Origin of the sequence: Cereibacter ovatus (assembly GCF_900207575.1) — a bacterium.
GTDB lineage: Bacteria > Pseudomonadota > Alphaproteobacteria > Rhodobacterales > Rhodobacteraceae > Cereibacter_A > Cereibacter_A ovatus.
The window spans coordinates 225,007-243,494 of the sequence record NZ_OAOQ01000001.1 but is presented as its reverse complement, the minus strand read 5'-3'; the positions used below and the strand labels follow the sequence as shown (position 1 = coordinate 243,494).

Annotated in this window: 19 protein-coding genes; 10 read left to right on the top strand and 9 right to left on the bottom strand. The window is 66.4% G+C overall.

The features are described from left to right. Positions 1–30 precede the first annotated feature (30 nt). Complete coding sequence (gene rocF / locus CRO07_RS01135) at positions 31–957, top strand: arginase (RefSeq protein WP_097028843.1); 927 nt, start codon at positions 31–33, stop codon at positions 955–957. A gap of 113 nt (positions 958–1,070) precedes the next feature. Here the strand turns inward: rocF and CRO07_RS01130 are convergent, their stop codons facing one another. Continuing rightward, positions 1,071–1,334 (bottom strand): usg protein, encoded by a 264-nt coding sequence (locus CRO07_RS01130; protein ID WP_097028842.1) that lies wholly within the window; start codon positions 1,332–1,334, stop codon positions 1,071–1,073. A 203-nt stretch (positions 1,335–1,537) separates the two neighbouring features. On the opposite strand from CRO07_RS01130, the gene gyrA reads away from it, so the two are divergent. From gyrA to gluQRS, 3 genes are read left to right on the top strand one after another with little or no spacing between them, the layout of a single operon-like run. Next, positions 1,538–4,270 carry a DNA gyrase subunit A gene (gene gyrA / locus CRO07_RS01125; RefSeq protein ID WP_176504458.1) on the top strand — a complete coding sequence of 911 codons (2,733 nt, stop codon included), beginning with the start codon at positions 1,538–1,540 and terminating at the stop codon, positions 4,268–4,270. Between the two features lie 5 nt (positions 4,271–4,275). After that, positions 4,276–5,610, top strand: coding sequence for a methylenetetrahydrofolate--tRNA-(uracil(54)-C(5))-methyltransferase (FADH(2)-oxidizing) TrmFO (trmFO, locus tag CRO07_RS01120; RefSeq protein ID WP_097028841.1), 1,335 nt, complete (start codon positions 4,276–4,278; stop codon positions 5,608–5,610). After that, positions 5,595–6,440, top strand: coding sequence for a tRNA glutamyl-Q(34) synthetase GluQRS (gene gluQRS, locus CRO07_RS01115; RefSeq protein ID WP_097028840.1), 846 nt, complete (start codon positions 5,595–5,597; stop codon positions 6,438–6,440). The genes trmFO and gluQRS overlap by 16 nt, the downstream gene beginning before the upstream one ends. Here gluQRS and hisI read toward each other — a convergent pair. After that, entirely contained in the window at positions 6,421–6,780 is a 360-nt protein-coding gene (hisI, locus tag CRO07_RS01110) for a phosphoribosyl-AMP cyclohydrolase (protein WP_097028839.1), read from the bottom strand. The genes gluQRS and hisI overlap by 20 nt on opposite strands. 64 nt (positions 6,781–6,844) lie before the next feature. On the opposite strand from hisI, the gene CRO07_RS01105 reads away from it, so the two are divergent. Next, positions 6,845–7,288 (top strand): iron-sulfur cluster assembly scaffold protein, encoded by a 444-nt coding sequence (locus tag CRO07_RS01105; protein WP_097028838.1) that lies wholly within the window; start codon positions 6,845–6,847, stop codon positions 7,286–7,288. Between the two features lie 82 nt (positions 7,289–7,370). On the opposite strand, the gene CRO07_RS19295 is transcribed toward CRO07_RS01105, so the two are convergent. From CRO07_RS19295 to sciP, 5 genes are all read right to left on the bottom strand, one after another. Further along, positions 7,371–7,493, bottom strand: a complete 123-nt coding sequence (locus CRO07_RS19295; RefSeq protein ID WP_097028837.1) for a hypothetical protein — start codon at positions 7,491–7,493, stop codon at positions 7,371–7,373. Between the two features lie 105 nt (positions 7,494–7,598). Further along, on the bottom strand, positions 7,599–9,686 hold the full coding sequence (gene recG, locus CRO07_RS01095) for an ATP-dependent DNA helicase RecG (protein ID WP_097028836.1): 2,088 nt from the start codon (positions 9,684–9,686) through the stop codon (positions 7,599–7,601). Further along, complete coding sequence (gene ligA / locus CRO07_RS01090; RefSeq protein WP_097028835.1) at positions 9,683–11,797, bottom strand: NAD-dependent DNA ligase LigA; 2,115 nt, start codon at positions 11,795–11,797, stop codon at positions 9,683–9,685. Before ligA ends, recG begins: the two co-directional genes overlap by 4 nt. Before the next feature lie 72 nt (positions 11,798–11,869). Next, entirely contained in the window at positions 11,870–12,583 is a 714-nt protein-coding gene (gene ctrA, locus CRO07_RS01085) for a response regulator transcription factor CtrA (protein ID WP_097028834.1), read from the bottom strand. Between the two features lie 95 nt (positions 12,584–12,678). After that, positions 12,679–12,957 (bottom strand): CtrA inhibitor SciP, encoded by a 279-nt coding sequence (sciP, locus tag CRO07_RS01080; protein WP_097028833.1) that lies wholly within the window; start codon positions 12,955–12,957, stop codon positions 12,679–12,681. Positions 12,958–13,076: 119 nt separating this feature from the next. Between sciP and mnmA the strand changes: the two genes are divergently transcribed. After that, positions 13,077–14,213 carry a tRNA 2-thiouridine(34) synthase MnmA gene (mnmA, locus tag CRO07_RS01075; protein WP_097028832.1) on the top strand — a complete coding sequence of 379 codons (1,137 nt, stop codon included), beginning with the start codon at positions 13,077–13,079 and terminating at the stop codon, positions 14,211–14,213. Positions 14,214–14,311: 98 nt separating this feature from the next. On the opposite strand, the gene CRO07_RS01070 is transcribed toward mnmA, so the two are convergent. Then, a complete protein-coding gene (locus CRO07_RS01070; protein ID WP_097028831.1) occupies positions 14,312–15,058 on the bottom strand; it encodes a GNAT family N-acetyltransferase in 747 nt (248 codons plus the stop codon). 106 nt (positions 15,059–15,164) lie between these two features. On the opposite strand from CRO07_RS01070, the gene msrB reads away from it, so the two are divergent. Beyond that, entirely contained in the window at positions 15,165–15,569 is a 405-nt protein-coding gene (gene msrB, locus CRO07_RS01065; protein WP_097028830.1) for a peptide-methionine (R)-S-oxide reductase MsrB, read from the top strand. A 117-nt stretch (positions 15,570–15,686) separates the two neighbouring features. Here the strand turns inward: msrB and CRO07_RS01060 are convergent, their stop codons facing one another. Then, complete coding sequence (locus CRO07_RS01060) at positions 15,687–16,169, bottom strand: outer membrane protein assembly factor BamE (protein WP_097028829.1); 483 nt, start codon at positions 16,167–16,169, stop codon at positions 15,687–15,689. A 219-nt stretch (positions 16,170–16,388) separates the two neighbouring features. Here CRO07_RS01060 and CRO07_RS01055 point away from each other — a divergent pair, with 219 nt between their 5' ends. The 3 genes from CRO07_RS01055 to plsX all read left to right on the top strand — a co-directional run bounded on the left by CRO07_RS01055 (position 16,389) and on the right by plsX (position 18,487). Continuing rightward, positions 16,389–16,973: a YceD family protein gene (locus CRO07_RS01055; RefSeq protein WP_097028828.1), complete on the top strand. Its 585-nt coding sequence runs from the start codon at positions 16,389–16,391 to the stop codon at positions 16,971–16,973. A gap of 167 nt (positions 16,974–17,140) precedes the next feature. Then, positions 17,141–17,347 carry a 50S ribosomal protein L32 gene (rpmF, locus tag CRO07_RS01050; RefSeq protein ID WP_097028827.1) on the top strand — a complete coding sequence of 69 codons (207 nt, stop codon included), beginning with the start codon at positions 17,141–17,143 and terminating at the stop codon, positions 17,345–17,347. A gap of 24 nt (positions 17,348–17,371) precedes the next feature. Then, a complete protein-coding gene (plsX, locus tag CRO07_RS01045; protein WP_097028826.1) occupies positions 17,372–18,487 on the top strand; it encodes a phosphate acyltransferase PlsX in 1,116 nt (371 codons plus the stop codon). Position 18,488: the final 1 nt, after the last annotated feature.

Here is an 18,488-nt window from a genome sequence, read left to right as displayed (position 1 = left end):
ACCCCGACCCAGCCCGACACCGGAGATCCCATGGCCAAGACCTGCATCCTGATCGGCGCGCCCATCGACAGCGGCCAACGCCGCGCCGGCTGCCTGATGGGGCCCGCGGCCTACCGCGTGGCAGGCCTTGCGCGCAGCCTCTGCGACCTTGGGTTCACCGTCATCGACCGCGGCGACCTCATCCCCTGCCCGGTGCCGCCGGTGCCCTGCTCCAATCCCGCGATCCATGGCCTGTCCGAAACCATCGGCTGGACCCTGGCCCTGACCGAGGCCGTGGACCGCGCCCTGGACGACGGATTTCCGATCGTGCTGGGGGGCGATCACTCGCTCGCCATGGGCAGCGTGGCCGGGGCCGCCGCGCATGCCGCGGCCGCAGGCCGGCCGCTGTTCCTGCTGTGGCTCGATGCCCATTCCGATTTCCACACGCTGGACACCACCACATCGGGCAACCTCCATGGCATCCCCGTGGCCTATGCCGCGGGGCGCACGGGCTTCGACGGCTTTCCACCCTTCCCCGCCCACCTGCCACCCGAACGGATCTGCCTCTTCGGCATCCGCTCGGTCGACCCCGAGGAACACGAGGCCCTGCTGCGCTACGACATCTCGATCATCGACATGCGGGTGATCGACGAATTCGGCATCTGCGCCCCGTTGCGCGGCTTTCTTGACAAGGTGCGCGCGGCGGACGGGATGCTGCATGTCTCGCTGGATGTCGATTTCATCGACCCCGCTCACGCGCCCGCGGTCGGCACCACGGTGCCCGGCGGCACCACCATCCGCGAGGCCCACCTCGTCATGGAGCTTTTGCACGACAGCGGCCTTGTCACCTCACTGGATCTGGTCGAACTGAACCCCTTCCTGGATGAGCGCGGCCGCACCACGCGGCTGATGGTGGACCTTGCCGCCTCGCTGATGGGGCGCAAGGTCTTCGACCGCCCGACCCGAGGCTTCGGCTGACGGACCCGCACCGGCTGACGGACCCGCGCCGCGGGGGCTTTCATTCTGGCCCAAATATCCATCGACGCCGGCCGCCCGGCGCCCCGCATCCGGGGCAGACCAAAGCGCAACCCCTAGTTCAGCCGGAACTCGCCGACCACATGCCTCCAGTCGCCCGGCCCGATCAGCTTGCGATGGGTGAAGCGGATGGAATGCAGCGGCCCCTCGATTTTCTGCTGCCAGAACTCGATGAAGCGGAACAGCGCCGGATAGTCCGGGGCCAGGTCATAATCCTGCCAGACGAACGTGTTCAGAACATTGCGATGATCCGGCATGCGATAGAAGATCTCGGCGGTGGTCAGCCCATAGCCATTCAGCATCAGTTCCGTCTCGCGCATCGACGCCCTCCGTGTTGTCCAACAGGGAAAATGATGATGCATCGTCGCGGATTTTCAACAGAATCAGCATGTTGGCACTCTGCTCGGGTGGCTGCTGTCTTCCTTCGGTCCGCAGGCATCCCCGCGGCATTGCACCCCATATCCGCGATGGTCTATAGTCCCGGCCAACGAGATATAGTCCCCCCGCGAGAGAGAGCCTCCCCGTGACCGACCGTCCCGAACAGCCCGGCGATGATGAAGAAATGGGCAGGCCGCATCCCGGTCTGCCGCAGGTCTCCATCGCCGAGGAAATGAAGACCGCCTATCTCGACTACGCCATGAGCGTCATCGTCTCGCGCGCGATCCCCGATCTGCGCGACGGGCTGAAGCCGGTGCATCGGCGCATCCTGTTTGCGATGCACGAAACCGGCAACACCCACGACAAGCCCTACCGCAAGTCGGCCCGCCCCGTCGGCGACACGATGGGGAAATATCACCCCCACGGCGATGCCGCGATCTATGACGCGCTGGTCAGGATGGCGCAGCCGTTCTCGATGGGGCTGAAACTGCTCGACGGTCAGGGCAACTTCGGCTCGATGGATGGCGACGGCGCGGCGGCCATGCGCTACACCGAAGTGCGGATGGACAAGCCCGCGGCCTTCCTGCTGGCCGATATCGACAAGGACACCGTCGATTTTCAGGACAACTACGACGGCAAGGACCGCGAACCCACGGTTCTGCCGGCGCGCTTCCCGAACATGCTGGTCAATGGCGCGGGCGGCATCGCGGTCGGCATGGCCACGAACATCCCGCCGCACAACCTGGGCGAGGTGATCGACGCCACGCTGGCAATGATCGAATCGCCCGACATCTCGACCGAACGCCTGATGGAGATCATCCCCGGCCCCGACTTCCCGACCGGCGGCGTGATCCTTGGCCGATCCGGCGCCCGCAAGGCCTATCTGGAGGGGCGCGGCTCGGTCATCATGCGTGCCAAGACCCGGGTCGAGGAAATCCGCGCGGGCCGCTTCGCCATCGTGCTGGACGAGATCCCCTATCAAGTCAACAAGGCCACCATGATCGAGAAGATCGCCGACATGGTGCGCGAAAAGAAGATCGAAGGCATCGCCCATGTGCAGGACGAATCCGACCGCGTCGGCGTCCGCGTGGTGATCGAGTTGAAACGCGATGCCACGCCCGAAGTGGTGCTGAACCAGCTTTGGCGTTTCACGCCGATGCAGACCACCTTCGGCTGCAACATGCTGGCGCTGAACGGCGGCCGCCCCGAGCAACTGACGCTGCGCGATTTCCTTGTGCATTTCCTGACCTTCCGCGAGGAAGTGGTCGCCCGCCGCACCGCCTTTGAACTGCGAAAGGCGCGCGAGCGCAGCCATGTGCTGTGCGGCCTTGCCGTTGCCGTGTCGAACGTGGACGAGGTGGTGGCCACCATCCGCAGTTCCGCCGACCCGGCCGAGGCGCGCGAACGGCTGATGACGCGCCGCTGGCCCGCTGCCGACATCGCCGACTATATCCGGCTGATCGACGACCCCGGCCACAAGATCAACGAAGACGGCACCTACAACCTGTCGGAAATTCAGGCCCGCGCGATCCTTGATCTGCGGCTTCAGCGCCTGACCGCGATGGGGGTGAAGGAAGTCACCGACGAACTGGCCGACCTTGCCGCGAAGATCCGCGATTACCTTGACATTCTTGGCAGCCGCGACCGGATCATGGCGATCATCTCGGACGAATTGCGCGAGGTGCGCGCCCTGTTTGCGATCCCGCGCCGGACCGCGATCGCCGAATGGGCCGGCGATCTGGAAGACGAAGACCTGATCGAGCGCGAGGACATGGTGGTGACCATCACCTCGGCCGGCTACATCAAGCGCACGCCCTTGGCGGAATTCCGCAGCCAGCGCCGCGGCGGCAAGGGCCTGTCGTCGATGGCGACCAAGGAAGACGATGTGGTGACGACGCTGTTCGTCGCCAACACCCACACCCAGATCCTGTTCTTCACCACCGATGGCATGGTCTATGATCTGAAATGCTGGCGCCTGCCCTTGGGCGGACGCACCGCGAAGGGCAAGGCGATCGTCAACATCCTGCCCATTGCGCCGGGCATCACCATCGCCGCGCTGATGAAGATCGACGAGCCCGAAACCGAATGGGACCGGCTGCAAGTGGTCTTTGCCACCTCGGACGGCGATGTTCGCCGCAACCGGCTGTCGGATTTCACCAATGTGAAGCGCAACGGCAAGATCGCGATGAAACTGCCCGAAGGCGTCAGTCTGGTGAATGTCTCGATCTGCGACGAGCAGGATGACGTGATGCTGGTGACGGCGATGGGGCGCGCGATCCGCTTCCCGACCACCGACGTCCGGGTGTTCTCGGGCCGCGATTCGACCGGCGTGCGCGGAGTGCGGCTGGCCGAGGGCGATCGCGTGGTGTCGATGTCGGTGATCCGCCACTTCGAGGCCGAACCGGCCGAACGGGTGGCCTATCTGAAGCAGCGCCGGCTGATGGCCGGTGTCACCGAGGAAGCCGAGGCGGACGAGGACGAGGAAAGCGTCGACGCGGGGCAGCTTTCGCCCGCCCGTTACGCCGAAATGTCGGCTGCGGAGGATCTGATCCTGACCATCACGGCCGCCGGACAAGGCAAGATCTCGTCGAGCCACGACTATCCGGTTCGCGGCCGCGGTGGCCAGGGCGTGAACGCCTTCGTGATGGACAAGAAGACCAGACAGCCGACGAGTCCGCTTGTATCCTGCTTCCCCGTCGAGACCAGCGACCAGGTGATGCTCGCCACCTCGGGCGGGCAGTCGATCCGGGTGCCGGTGGAACAGATCAGCTTCCGCTCGCGCTCGGCGGGCGGGGTGCGGGTGTTCGACACTGGCGGCACGGAAGAGGTCGTCTCGGTCGCGCGCATCGCCGAACAGGGCGACGAGGAGGAGGCATAAGCCTCATGGCCCGGGTTCTGCATATCGTCGGCGCCGGCATGGCCGGATCGGAAGCGGCTTGGCAGGCGGCCGAAATGGGCGTGCCGGTGGTGCTGCACGAAATGCGGCCGCGGGTGGAAACCTTCGCCCACCGCACCGGCCTGTTTGCCGAAATGGTCTGTTCGAACTCGTTCCGGTCCGACGACGATGAACGCAACGCCGTGGGGCTGCTGCATTGGGAAATGCGCGCCGCGGGCGGCCTGCTGATGGAGATGGCCGCTGCCCATCGGCTGCCAGCCGGGGGCGCGCTGGCGGTGGACCGCGACGCCTTTGCCGAAAGCGTGACGGCCCGGCTGCGGGAACATCCGCTGGTTTCCGTTTCGGAAGAAGAAGTTACCACGCTTCCTTCGGACGGCGACTGGATCGTGGCGACCGGCCCGCTGACCTCATCGGCCTTGGCTGAAAGCATCCGCGCCGTGACGGGGGCCGCATCGCTGGCCTTTTTCGACGCCATTGCCCCCATCGTCCATGCCGACAGCATCGACATGTCGGTGGCATGGCGGCAGTCACGCTATGACAAGGGCGAGACCGAGGACGAACGCACCGCCTATATCAACTGCCCGATGAATCGCGCGCAGTATGAAGCCTTCATCGACGCCCTGCTGGCCGCGGAAAAAACCGTGTTCCATGAAGGGGAAACCGCCGGTTACTTCGACGGCTGCCTGCCGATCGAAGTCATGGCCGAACGCGGCCGCGAAACCCTGCGCCACGGCCCGATGAAGCCCGTGGGCCTGACCAATGCGCATGATCCGCAGGAAAAGGCCTACGCGGTCGTGCAACTGCGCCGCGACAACAAGCTGGGGACGCTTTACAACATCGTGGGCTTTCAGACCAAGATGAAGTATGGCGCGCAAACCGCTGTTTTCCGGACGATTCCGGGCTTACAGAATGCCAGCTTTGCCCGGCTGGGCGGCATCCATCGCAACACCTTCCTGAACTCGCCCACGCTGCTGGATGCGCAGATGCGGCTGAAGCTGCGACCGAACATCCGCTTTGCCGGCCAAGTCACTGGCGTTGAAGGATATGTCGAAAGCGCGGCCATGGGGCTTCTGGCGGGCCGGATGGCCGCGGCCGAGATCCTTGGCCGCGAACTGCCGCCTCCGCCGCCCGAGACCGCCATGGGCGCGCTGGTCACCCACATCACCGGCGGCGCCGAGGCGAAGACCTTCCAGCCGATGAATGTGAACTTCGGCCTGTTCCCGCCCATCGATGCCAAGGGCGGACGGCGGGGCCGCAAGGACCGCTACAAGGCCTATACCGACCGGGCCAAGGCGGCCTTTGCGGAATGGCTGGGCGCGTAACCCGCTTTGCCCCCTCGCCAACGGGGCCGCTGCATCTGGGGCACGCCTTTTCGGCGCTGACGGTCTGGGACCGCGCCCGCGGCGGCGCCGCCCTGCTGCGGATCGAGGATATCGACCAAAGCCGTTGCCGCCCCGAATGGGAGGCGCAGATCTTCGACGACCTGCATTGGCTGGGGCTGAACTGGCCCGAACCCGTGATGCGCCAGTCGACCCGCGCCAATGCCTATCGCGGCGCGCTGGACCGGCTGGCCGCGATGGGGCTGACCTATCCCTGCCGCTGCACCCGCGCCGACATCCGTGCCGCGATGTCGGCTCCGCAAGAGGGCGCCGCCACCGGCCCCGATGGCCTGATCTATCCCGGCACCTGCCGCGGCCGCAGCATGTCCGAGGCCGGACCGGGCGACGCCATCCGGCTGGACATGAAACGGGCGCTGACCCGCGCCGGCGCCCGCCGCTTCTTCGAAACCGGAGAGCATGAGGGCTGGCACGAGCTTGGCCCGCTTGACCGGAGCGCCGGCGATGTGGTGCTGGCGCGGCGAGGCTTTGGCACCTCCTATCATCTGGCCGTCGTGGTCGACGATGCCGCGCAGGGCGTGACCGAGGTCGTGCGCGGCGCCGATCTGTTTCAGGCGACGGCCATCCATGTTCTGCTGCAATCGCTGCTTGACCTGCCGCAGCCGGCCTATCACCACCACCGGCTGATCCGCGACCCGGCCGGCAAGCGGCTGGCCAAGCGCGACGATGCCCGCGCGCTGGCGAACTACCGGGCCGAGGGGCTGTCGCCCGCCGATATCCGGGCGATGGTCGGCTTTACACCATCGGCGCCATGATCTCGACCTCGGCCCCGTCGCGGACCGCGGTGTAGAAACAGGACCGGCGGTTGGTGTGGCAGGCGGGCCCCTGTTGTTCGATCAACAGCAGAAGGCAATCGCGGTCGCAATCCACCCGCATCTCGACCAGCCGCTGGACATGACCCGAGCTTTCGCCCTTCACCCAGAACGCCTGACGCGAGCGTGACCAGTAGGTGACGCGCCCCGTGGCCAGCGTGCGCGCCACGGCCTCGGCGTTCATCCAGGCCATCATCAAGACCTCGCCACTGGCGGCGTCCTGCGCGATGGCGGGAATCAGGCCGTTCATGTCGAACTTCAGCGTGGCGGGATCGAAGGCCATCGGGATTCCTTTCCAACAGGCGCGCGGGGGCCTATCTAGAACGTCGATCAGCCAGAGGAAACCCATGAGCGACAGCGACCTTCTCAGCCTTTATTCCGGGCGCATCCTCGAACTGGCGGCGGACATTCCGCATATCGGGCGGCTGGACGCACCGCAGGGCAGCGCGCGGCGCCGCTCGCCGGTTTGCGGATCGACGGTGACGGTGGATGTGACGCTGAAAGACGGGAAGGTGGCCGCGTTCGCGCAGGATGTGAAGGCCTGCGCACTGGGGCAGGCCTCGGCCTCGATCATGGGGCGGGCGCTGGCGGGGCGAACCCGTGCCGAGGTCGAAACCGCACGCGACGCGCTGCGCGCGATGCTGTCGGAAGGCGGCGCGGTTCCGGCCGCACCCTTCGACGGCTATCAGGTGCTGGTTCCGGCGCGCGACTATCGCAACCGCCATGCCTCGATACTGCTGGCGCTGGAAGCCGCGGCCGAGGCGATCGCCGCCGCCGAAGCCGCTGATTAAAAGGCCGCCGCCCATGCAGGCGGCGGCAGGTGCGTCCCCGGGTCGGCGGGGCAGAGAACCGCCCAAGGGGCCGCAGGCAGGATCAGACAAGATGCGGCAGATAAAGTGCTGCGCCCAATAACAAAAACAGTGCCGTCACCCCCAACGCATCCTCGATCAGGGTGTCGGAACAACGGATCAGAATGTCCTTCAACTCGGTCAGCATGGCGGCCTCCGCGGTTAATGTTCTTTAATTGTTCTCACGGACCCGAGAGTCTGGCAAGAACTTTTTAAGAACATGCGCCGCGCAGGCGACAGAAACCGTCACCCCCTACCCGACCGAGATCAAGCGGATCGCCCGGTCCTGATCCAACAGCCACAGCAGCAGCCGAACCGCCTTCCCGCGCGCCGAGACAAGGCCCGGATCGTCGGTCAGCAGTTTGCGCGCGTCGGATTGCGCCACCGCCATCAGCGCCGACTGCCGTTCCAGATCGGCAACGCGGAACTTCGGCAGACCCGATTGCGCGGTGCCGATCAGATCGCCCGCGCCGCGGATCGACAGATCCTCTTCGGCGATGCGAAAGCCATCCTCGGTCTCGCGCAGGATGGTCAGACGGCGCTGCCCGCTTTCGGCCAGCGGCGGCTGATACATCAGAAGACAGGTCGATTGCGCCGCCCCCCGTCCCACGCGCCCGCGCAGCTGGTGAAGCTGGGCCAGACCGAAGATATCGGCGCGCTCGATCACCATGATCGAAGCGTTGGGCACGTTCACCCCCACCTCGATCACGGTGGTCGCCACCAACACCCGCGTTTCGCCCGCGGTGAACCGCGCCATGGCGGCATCCTTTTCGGCGGGCGGCATCTGGCCATGGACAAGGCCCACCACCCCCTCGCCCAAGGCCGCGCGCAGATGCAGGAACCGCGCCTCGGCCGAGGCGTAATCGACAAGCTCGCTGTCCTCGACCAGCGGACAGACCCAATAGGCCTGCCGGCCCTCGGCCACCGCGGTGCGCAGGTGATCCACCACCTCGTCCAAGCGATCCGAGGACACCAGCGCGGTGCGGACCGGCGTCCGGCCCGGCGGCTTTTCGTCCAGAACCGACACATCCATGTCGCCATAGCTGGCCAACGCAAGGCTGCGCGGAATCGGCGTTGCGGTCATCACCAGCACATCGGCCGCCTGCCCCTTGGCGCCCAGTTCCATCCGCTGCGCCACGCCGAATCGGTGCTGTTCGTCGATCACTGCAAGGCGGAGGTCGCAAAAGGCCACGTCTTTCTGAAACACCGCATGGGTGCCAACAAGGATGCCGATCTCGCCCGCGGCAAGCGCGGCAAGCTTTGCCGCCCGCTCGGCGCCCTTGTCGCGGCCGGTCAGGATCTCCAGCCGGATGCCGGCGACGCAGGCCAGCGGCGCAAGACTGGCAAGATGCTGGCGCGCAAGGATTTCGGTGGGCGCCATCATCACGCCCTGCCCGCCCGCCTCGACCGCGACGCACAGCGCCAGAAAGGCCACCAGCGTCTTGCCCGCGCCCACATCGCCCTGAAGCAGCCGGTTCATCCGTTGCGGGCTGGCCATGTCGGCGGCGATCTCGGCGGCAGCCCGGGTCTGCGCGGCGGTGGGCGCATAAGGCAGACTGTCCAGCGCCCGCCGCTGCATCAGGCCCGTGCCGACCGAGGCCACCCCCTTCCCCCTGCGACGCGAGGCGCGGGCCAGCGAAAGTGTGACCTGGTGGGCAAAAAGTTCATCATAGGCAAGGCGTTGGCGCGCAGGCGCGGTTGGCGCGATACTGGCCAGCCCATCAGGGGCATGGACCTGCACCACCGCCTGATGCCAGTCGGGCCAGCCCTCGCGGCGGCACAGTGCAGGGTCGATCCATTCCGGCAGATCGGGCGCCCGGGCCAGCGCCGCAACCACGGCCTTGGCCACCAGTTTCTGGGTGACGCCCGCGGTCAGCGGATAGACCGGCTCGTGCAGGGGCAGGTCTGCGGTCTCATCGGGGGGCAGGATGTGGTCGGGATGAACCATCTGCGCCATGCCATCAAAGGCCTCGATCCGGCCCGAGATCAGACGCCGCTCGCCCTCGGGCAACTGTTTTGTCAGCCAGTCGCCGCGGGCGTGGAAGAACACCAACTGAAAATCGGTTTCAGCATCGCGGACCGCGATCCGATAGGGGCCGCCCTTGCGACGGGGCGGATAATGCGCGCCGACCGTCACCTCGACCGTGACCGTCGCCGGCGGCACCACATGGTGGATGGAGTCGCGCCGGGTCCGGTCCACCACCGAATGGGGCAGCAGAAACAGCAGATCCCTGGGGCGCGTCACGCCCAGGCCGGCAAAAGCCTTGGCGGTCTTGGGACCAACCCCGTCCAGGGTTTCCAGCCCGGCGAACAGGGGAAAAAGGATTTCAGGTCGGCTCATGCGTCGCCGATCAGCCGCAGCCAGGCATCCTCGTCGATCATCTCGACGCCAAGCGCCTCGGCCTGTTTCGCCTTTGACCCGGCCCCGGGCCCGGCCACCACCAGATCGGTCCTGGCCGAAACCGAACCCGCAACCTTCGCCCCCAGCGCCTCGGCCCGGGCCTTCGCCTCGGAGCGGGACATTTTTTCAAGAGTTCCGGTGAAAACCACGATCTTGCCGGCGACGGGGCTTTCGACAGGCATGCGGGGGGCCGCGTCCTCCACCGTCAGGTGGCGGACCAGCGCATCCATCGCCGCACGTTCGGCATCCTGGTGGAACGCCGTCACCAGCGAGGTCGCCAGAACCGCCCCCACCCCGTCGATCGCCAGAAGATCCTGCCATTCCGTGCCATTACCGACCTTGGCCGCCGTCATCGCCTGTTCGAATGCCATCCACGAGGTGTAATGCGTGGCCAGAAGGCTGGCCGTCGTCTCGCCGACATGGCGGATGCCAAGCGCGAAGATCAGCCGATGCAGCGGGATACGGCGGCGGGCTTCGATAGCTACGAAAAGATTTTCCGCCGATTTCGCCCCCCACCCCTCGCGGTTCTCCAGCCGTTGCAGACCGGCGCCGTAGCGGGTGCGCAGGTCGAAAATGTCGGCGGGCTGGCGGATCCAGCCGTCGCGATACAGCGCCTCGACCTGCTTGGCGCCCAGCCCCTCGATGTCGAAGGCCGCGCGTGAAACGAAATGCTTCAGCCGCTCGACCTGCTGGGCGGGGCAGATCAGGCCGCCGGTGCAACGACGGACCGAATCGCCCGGCTCTCGGATCGCCTCGGATCCGCAATCGGGACAGGTTTCGGGAAAGTCATAGGGCCGTGCCTCGGCCGGGCGGCGCGACAGATCGACATCGGCCACCTTGGGGATCACATCGCCCGCGCGATAGACCTGCACCCAGTCGCCCACGCGGATATCCTTGCCGCCGCGGATCTCTTGCCCTTTCGAGTCGCGCCCGGCGATATAATCCTCATTATGAAGCGTTGCGTTCGAGACGACGACACCGCCCACCGTGACCGGCCGCAGCCGGGCCACTGGCGAAAGCGCGCCGGTGCGGCCAACCTGAATGTCGATCCCTTCCAGAACCGTCCAAGCCAGTTCGGCAGCGAATTTATGCGCGATGGCCCAGCGCGGGGTCGCGGCGCGAAACCCCAGACGGCGCTGCAACGCTAGATCGTCAACCTTGTAGACCACGCCATCGATGTCATAGCCCAGAGTGGCGCGCTGACGCTCGATCTCGGCATGGTGGGCGACCAGTTCGCCGGGGCCGGTGCAAAGTCGGGTCAGCGGGTTGGTGCGAAAGCCCATGGCGGCAAGGCGCGCAAGGGCGCCCTTCTGGCTGTCCGACAGCGGATCTGACAGCGCGCCCCAGCCATAGGCAAAGAAGTGCAGCGGCCGCCGCGCGGTGATCGTCGGGTCAAGCTGGCGCAAAGACCCCGCGGCCGCGTTGCGCGGATTGGCAAACAGTCGCCCGCCCTCGGCCGCCTGCCGGTGGTTCAGCGCGGCAAAATCGGCGTGGGTCATGTAGACCTCGCCACGGACTTCCAGCACGTCGGGTGCACCATCGATGTGCTGGGGCAGATCTGCGATGGTCCGGGCATTGTCGGTCACGTTTTCGCCGGTTTCCCCATCGCCTCGGGTCGCGGCCTGCACAAGCCGCCCCTGTTCGTAGCGAATCGACAGCGACAACCCGTCGATCTTCGGCTCGGCGGTGAAGGCGATGTCGCCGACATGGCCGAGATAGCGGCGGATTCGTTCCACCCAGTCGTCGACCTCGGACTGCTCGAATGCGTTTTCAAGGCTGAGCATCCGCACATCATGGCGGACCTTGGCGAATCCCTCGGCCAATGCCCCGCCGACCCGGTCGCTTGGGCTGTCAGCGCGGCGCAGCGCAGGGAATCGCGCCTCGATCTCGCAGTTGCGCCGCTTCAGCGCGTCGTAGTCGGCATCGCTGATCTGCGGCGCGTCATGGGTGTGATAGGCGCTGTCGGCGGCAGCGATGGCCTGCGCCAACCGGGCAAGTTCGGCTGCGGCCTCGGCCTCGGTCAGTTCTTCTACCCGCTGCGCGTCCTGCATAAGCCTTCCCCGTTCCCCATACTGTCGATTTAGGGAACGGGAGAGACCCAGTCCAGAGCGAGCAGGAACGCCCTAGGCCCCGATGGCGAAGCGGCGGTCCGACTCGGTCGGGACGGGATCGCGAAGGACATAGCCGCGGCCCCAGACGGTTTCGATATAGCTTTCCCCACCCGTCGCCTCTGCCAGTTTCTTGCGCAACTTGCAGATGAAAACGTCGATGATCTTCAGCTCTGGCTCATCCATGCCGCCGTAGAGATGATTCAGGAACATCTCTTTGGTAAGGGTTGTGCCCTTTCTCAGCGAGAGAAGTTCAAGCATCTGGTATTCCTTGCCGGTCAGATGCACGGGCTTGCTATCCACCTCGACCGTCTTTGCATCCAGATTGACCACGATCTTTCCGGTCCGGATCACCGATTGCGCATGACCCTTCGAGCGGCGGATGATCGCATGGATACGCGCGACCAGTTCTTCACGGTGGAAGGGTTTGGTCAGGTAATCATCAGCGCCGAAGCCGAAGCCCTTGATCTTGCTTTCGGTATCGTCGGCCCCCGAGAGAATCAGGATCGGTGTCTCGATCCTGGCCAGCCGAAGCTGGCGCAAAACTTCATGCCCGCTCATATCGGGAAGATTCAGATCCAGCAGGATAAGATCATAATCATAAAGTTTCGCCAGATCGATCCCGTCTTCGCCCAGATCGGTGCAATAGACGTTCAGGTTTGCGTGGGTCAGCATCAACTCGATGCTACGGGATGTGGTCGGATCATCCTCAACCAGCAGTATTCTCATCGTCAACGCTCCGCATCGCCACCATGGGTATTAACTACAATGCAGCCCAATGGTTAATCAGGGGTTACTCTCGCATAAGCGGAACGGAAAACAATCTAAAGTTGTCGATATTTCTGAATCATCGTGACCTTCAGGGCCTTCTCGCCATGCTGGGCCACAGCAGCGCGCCATAGGGCGAACTCTTCTTCCGACAGCGCGTACCGTTCCAGCGCCTCGCGCTCGGACATCAGGCCGTGCAGCACGGCCTTGACCACGGCCGCCTTGCGGCTGGCCACCCAGCGCCGCGTATCGGGCGGGGGCAGATCAGCACGGCTAAGAACCGTGCCATCAGGCAGCATCACCTGACGCGGACCATCGACTCGCTTGAGATACATCACTCTTCCCTCTCCAACGGCGACAGGCTGCCCCAGCACGCTTAAGCATCGGTGAAACGCGGGGTTGAGAGTGCAGAGCATTTTCCTATATTGCGCGCTTCACCCCGAAAGGCGCCGCCATGCTTGACCATCCGCTCAACTCGCTCGGTTTTGCCAAGCCGCCGTCGGCCACGCGGGTCGTGGTGGCGATGTCGGGGGGCGTCGACAGTTCGGTGGTCGCCGCGGAACTGGCAGCCGAGGGCTATGACGTGGTCGGCGTCACGCTTCAGCTTTACGACCATGGCGCGGCGCTGGCGAAAAAGGGCGCCTGCTGTGCGGGCCGCGACATCCACGACGCGCGCCGCGTGGCCGAGGCGATGGGCTTTCCCCACTACGTTCTGGACTATGAGAACACCTTCCGCGAGGCGGTGATCGAGGAATTCGCCGACGCCTATCTGGCGGGCGCGACGCCGGTGCCCTGCATCCGCTGCAACGAACGGGTGAAGTTCAAGGATCTGCTTCAGACCGCGAAGGATCTGGATGCCGACTGCATGGCGACCGGCCACTACATCCAGCGCAAGATGGGCGCGGCCGGGCCGGAACTGCACTCGGCCGCCGATCCGGCCCGCGACCAGAGCTATTTCCTGTTCTCGACCACGCGTGAGCAGCTTGACTATCTGCGCTTTCCGCTGGGCCATCTGGCATCCAAGGCCGAGACGCGGGCGTTGGCGGTCAAGCATGGGCTGCCGGTGGCCGACAAGCCCGACAGTCAGGACATCTGCTTTGTCCCCGACGGCAACTATGCCGCCGTGATCGAGAAGCTGCGCCCCGGCGCCGCCGACCCGGGCGAGATCGTGGACCTGACGGGACGGGTTCTGGGCCGGCATCGCGGCGTGATCCACTACACCATCGGTCAGCGCCGCGGGCTGGGGATCGGCGGTCTGGGCGATCCGCTCTATGTCGTGCGGCTTGACCCTGACGCGCGGCAGGTGGTGGTGGGGCCGAAAGAGGCGCTTTCGACCCGGATCGTCCCGGTGCGGGAAATCAACTGGCTGGGGGATCAGCCGCTGACCAGCCGTGCGGAATGGCAGGTGCTGGCCAAGGTGCGATCCACCCGCGCCCCGCGCGAGGCGGTGATCCGGCCGATCTCGGACACCGAAGCCGAGGTGGAACTGATCGCGCCCGAAGATGGTGTCTCGCCGGGGCAGGCCTGCGTGTTCCACGCCCCCGAAGGCAGCCGCATCCTTGGCGGCGGCTGGATCTGGCGCGGGCGCTGAGACCCGGCCGGCGCGCGGGATGGGCGCGACCGCCATCCCGCATCAGACCGGCCGCGGCCCAGCCACCGCCAGACGGACCGCATCCGGTGCGACACCTGTCAGCCGGCCACCGCGCGCAACGCGCGGGCGCGGCCGGGCGGGATCGCGCGGATTTCCAGCCCGGTAAAGACGTGAAGCGTGTTCAGATCGCGGTCGACCACCGCATGATCCGACACCCAGCCCCCCATCAGCAAATAGGTCCGCAACAGCGGCGGCATCAGGCTCTGCGCCCGTTTCGCATCCGGCTTGAACCGCGCCAGCGCCTGAGCAAAGCGGAACACGGTCGGCGCCTTCACCCGCGGCAACCACCGCGAGGGCGCAAGATGGCGGTCTTTCAGCATGGCGAAGGCATCGGCATAGGTCTCGGCCTCGGTGCCGTGAAACGAGGAACAGCCGAACAAGAGTTCCACCCCCTCGTCATCGACATAGCGCGTCATCGCCCCCCAGGCCACGCGCAGGATGTCGGGATCGCGGCGGTCGGGATGGATGCAGAATCGCCCCATCTCGACCATGCGGCCTTCGAAGCTTTCCAGTGCAGACAGTTCATAGAACTGCGCCGAATAGCTGCGGCCGATCTCGCCGCCGCCATTCAGCGGAAGGAAGCGGAAACAGCAGACCAGATCGCCGGTCGCCACCTCCTCGACCAGAACATGGGTGCAGATCGCATCGAAGTCATCGGCGTCCAGCCCCTCGCCGTCGCCCTGCCCGGCGCGGAAGGCCAGCCCGCGCAGCCGCTGTGCCCGCAGCACATCCTCGGCTCCGGCGCCTATGCGGGCGGCATAGCGGCCCCTGGTAAGCCCGAGCATGGACACCTCCTTGTGTGTCTTGGCGAAGCGGAAAGGCGGACTAGATATGGGTCGCGCCGCAACGCGGCGCAAGCGGTCAAGCAGCCGCGGAGAGAGGGAGAAGACGATGACGGAAAGCCGCGAGAAGGTGATGAAAACGGATGCGGAATGGCGGACAGAGCTGTCCGACCTGGCCTACAAGGTCACCCGCAGGCACGGGACGGAACGGGCCGGCACCCATGACCATTTTCCGGCGGTGCCGGGCACCTTCCATTGCATCTGCTGCGGCGCGCCGCTGTTCGATCAGGCGCAGAAATACGAAAGCGGCACCGGCTGGCCCAGCTTCTGGGCCCCGATCGCCCCCGAAGCGGTCGAAACCTCGGAAGACCGCAGCTTCTTTACCCGCCGGACCGAGGTGCATTGCGCCCGCTGCGAGGCGCATCTGGGCCATGTCTTTCCCGATGGCCCCCGGCCGACCGGCCTGCGCTACTGCATGAACGGTGTGGCGATGACCTTCACGCCAAAGGGCTGATCTCGTCGGGCCATCGCGCCGGCGGGCAAAGCGCCCTGCCCGTCCCGCCCGATCCGCCCCAAGCGCCGCGCAAACGACCAAGCCCGCGTCACCGCCCCCTTGCGGGGCGCAAGCGTGCTATTCGATCACATCCTCGGCGCGGAACAAGCCGATATTGCCGAACAGTTGCCGCAGGAAACTGGTGCCGCGGATGTTCGATTCGGTCACGCGGCGCGACAGCGGCACGATGCGGCCCTGTTCCAGACCGAACCGCTCGACATTGCGCACCACACCGTTCTGGTCAAAGCTGATCGCCACCACCTGACGCTCGACCTCTTGCGGCTCCTTGGCGCCATAGTGGCGGACGCGACTCTGAACGTAATACCAGCCCTCGTCGTTCAGAAGCCCGGCCGCCGTGGGACGACCCACCGCCGTGGCCACGGTTTCGCGCGTGTCGCGGCCCACCTGCACCTGCGCCAGATCCTGATCGGTCGGCACATAGCCGTGGTTGCGGTAAATCGGCTGACAGGCGGCAACGCCTGCGGACAGCGCGACAACCAGCGCCGCCCTGCGCAGCCACCGCCCCCGGTCCGCCGCTCCCATCCCGCCTTCCCGCACCATGACAACCCCTTGCCTTGGGGGACGAAGCCCCGTATCCCGAAACCCGACGATGGACCGTCCGCGGCTCGCCTAGGGCTTACAGAAGGTCCGGCCTCTGTTCAAGGAAGGAACGAGGGGCCGGGATCCGCCGCAGTGGCGCGACGGCCGAGCGACCCAACCGGCGGCTGCGCCCCGGCCCGCGCTGGCCGCAACCGCCCGAATCCGGAAAGAAACCGCGTCATGCCCGATCCCGTGCACGTCTCGAACGCCGACCTGCCGGTCAGCTGCCCCTTCCGCGTGGCGACCCTTGCCGCACGCCGCCCCACCCGCTTCGACGTGGCGCCCGACGCCGCGACACAGGCGCTGGTGGCGGCGCTGCTGGGCATCACCACAGTCAAGGGTCTGCGCTTCAAGGGCGAGATCCGCCCCACCGGCAAGCGCGACTTCGAACTGGAAGGCGCGCTGTCCGCCACCGTGGTGCAGCCCTGCGCGATCACGCTGGCCCCTGTCACCACCCGCATCGACGAAAAGGTGACCCGGCGCTACCTTGCCGACTACGCCATGCCCGACGCCGAAGAGATCGAGGTGCCCGAGGATGACAGTGAACCGCTGCCCGAGGTGATCGACGCCGGCGCCGTCGCGGTCGAGGCGCTGGCGCTGGCACTGCCGCTTTATCCCCGCGCCGAAGGTGCCGAACTGTCCGGGGCGACCTTTGGCCCGCCCGGAAGTGCGCCCCTGACCGACGAGGCCGCCCGCCCCTTCGCCACATTGGCCGCCCTTCAGCGGAAGATGACGGGCGGCACCGACCCCGACGACAGGGACTGAGGCGGCGCCCCGCCCGGCCCGAAAAATGGGGCTTGCGCCGGGCCGGAATCCCACTATGTTCCGCGCCTCGTTCAAGATGTGGATCGCACGCTCCCGCCCCTTCGGGCAAAGGCCGGATCCCGAAGGAAAAACAGGGGCCTGGCCCCTCCGTAACACGAGGTTGAGACATGGCTGTCCCTCAGAACCGAGTCACCCGTTCGCGCCGCAACATGCGCCGTTCGCATGACGCCCTTGTCGCCGGTAACCCGGCCGAATGCCCGAACTGCGGCGAGCTGAAGCGCCCGCACCACGTCTGCGGCGCCTGCGGTCACTACGACTCGCGCGAAGTCGTCGCGACGACGGCGGAAACCGATCTGGACGAGGACGCGGCGTAAGCCGCGGCCATCGCACCGACCCTGATGGCAAGGCCAACCCCAGCCCGGATATCGGGCGCAGGGCGAATCGTCATATCTGTCGATGCGATGGGCGGTGACCGAGGTCCGGCCGCCGTCGTGGCCGGTATCGCCGAGTCCGCCACCGCGAATCCCGACGCGTCGTTCATCGTCCACGGCGATGAATCGCAGATCGGGCCGATGATCGCCCGCAAGAAAGCACTCGCTGGCCGCTGCCAGATCCGCCACGCGCCGCGCGTGGTGACCATGAACGACAAGCCCAGCCAGGTGATGCGCCATGGCGAAGGCACGTCGATGTGGTCCTGCATCGAAAGCGTCCGCGCCGGCGAGGCGACGGTCGCGGTGTCCTGCGGCAATACCGGCGCGCTGATGGCGGTGTCGATGATCCGCCTGCGCAAGCTGCCGGGGGTGAACCGCCCGGCGATCGCCTGCCTGTGGCCGTCGCGCAATTCCGGTGGATTCAGCGTCATGCTTGACGTGGGCGCCGATGTGAAGGCCGACGCCGAGGATCTGCTGCAATATGCGATGATGGGGGCATCCTACGCCCGCAATGGCCTGAGCCTTGAACGGCCGCGGGTCGGCCTGCTCAATGTCGGCACCGAAGAACACAAGGGCCGGGCCGAACTGAAGGCCGCGCAGGATCTGATCGCAGCCCGTGCCGAAGCCGGCGGCTACGAATATGTCGGCTTCATCGAAGGCAGCGACATTCCCGGCCGGCGGTGCGACGTGATCGTGACCGATGGCTTCACCGGCAATATCGCGCTGAAAACCGGCGAGGGAACCGCCAAGCTGATCGCGGATTTCCTGAAGGAAGCGTTCGGGGCCAACCTGCTGTCCAAGATGGCCGCCGTGCTGGCGCTGGGGTCGCTGAAGCGGTTGCAGAAGCGTATCGATCCGCGGCGGGTGAATGGCGGGGTCTTCCTCGGGCTGAACGGCACGGTGGTGAAATCGCACGGCTCGGCCGACGCAACCGGGGTCGCCGCGGCGATCGGGCTGGCGGCGCGCCTTGCCCAGTCGGGCTTCCACGAGCGTCTGGCCGCGCGGCTTGCATCCGCCGGACGGGCGGGGCAGGATGCCCCGCAGGACGAGGACGCCACGCCCGGCGCAGCTGAGAAACGGTAGA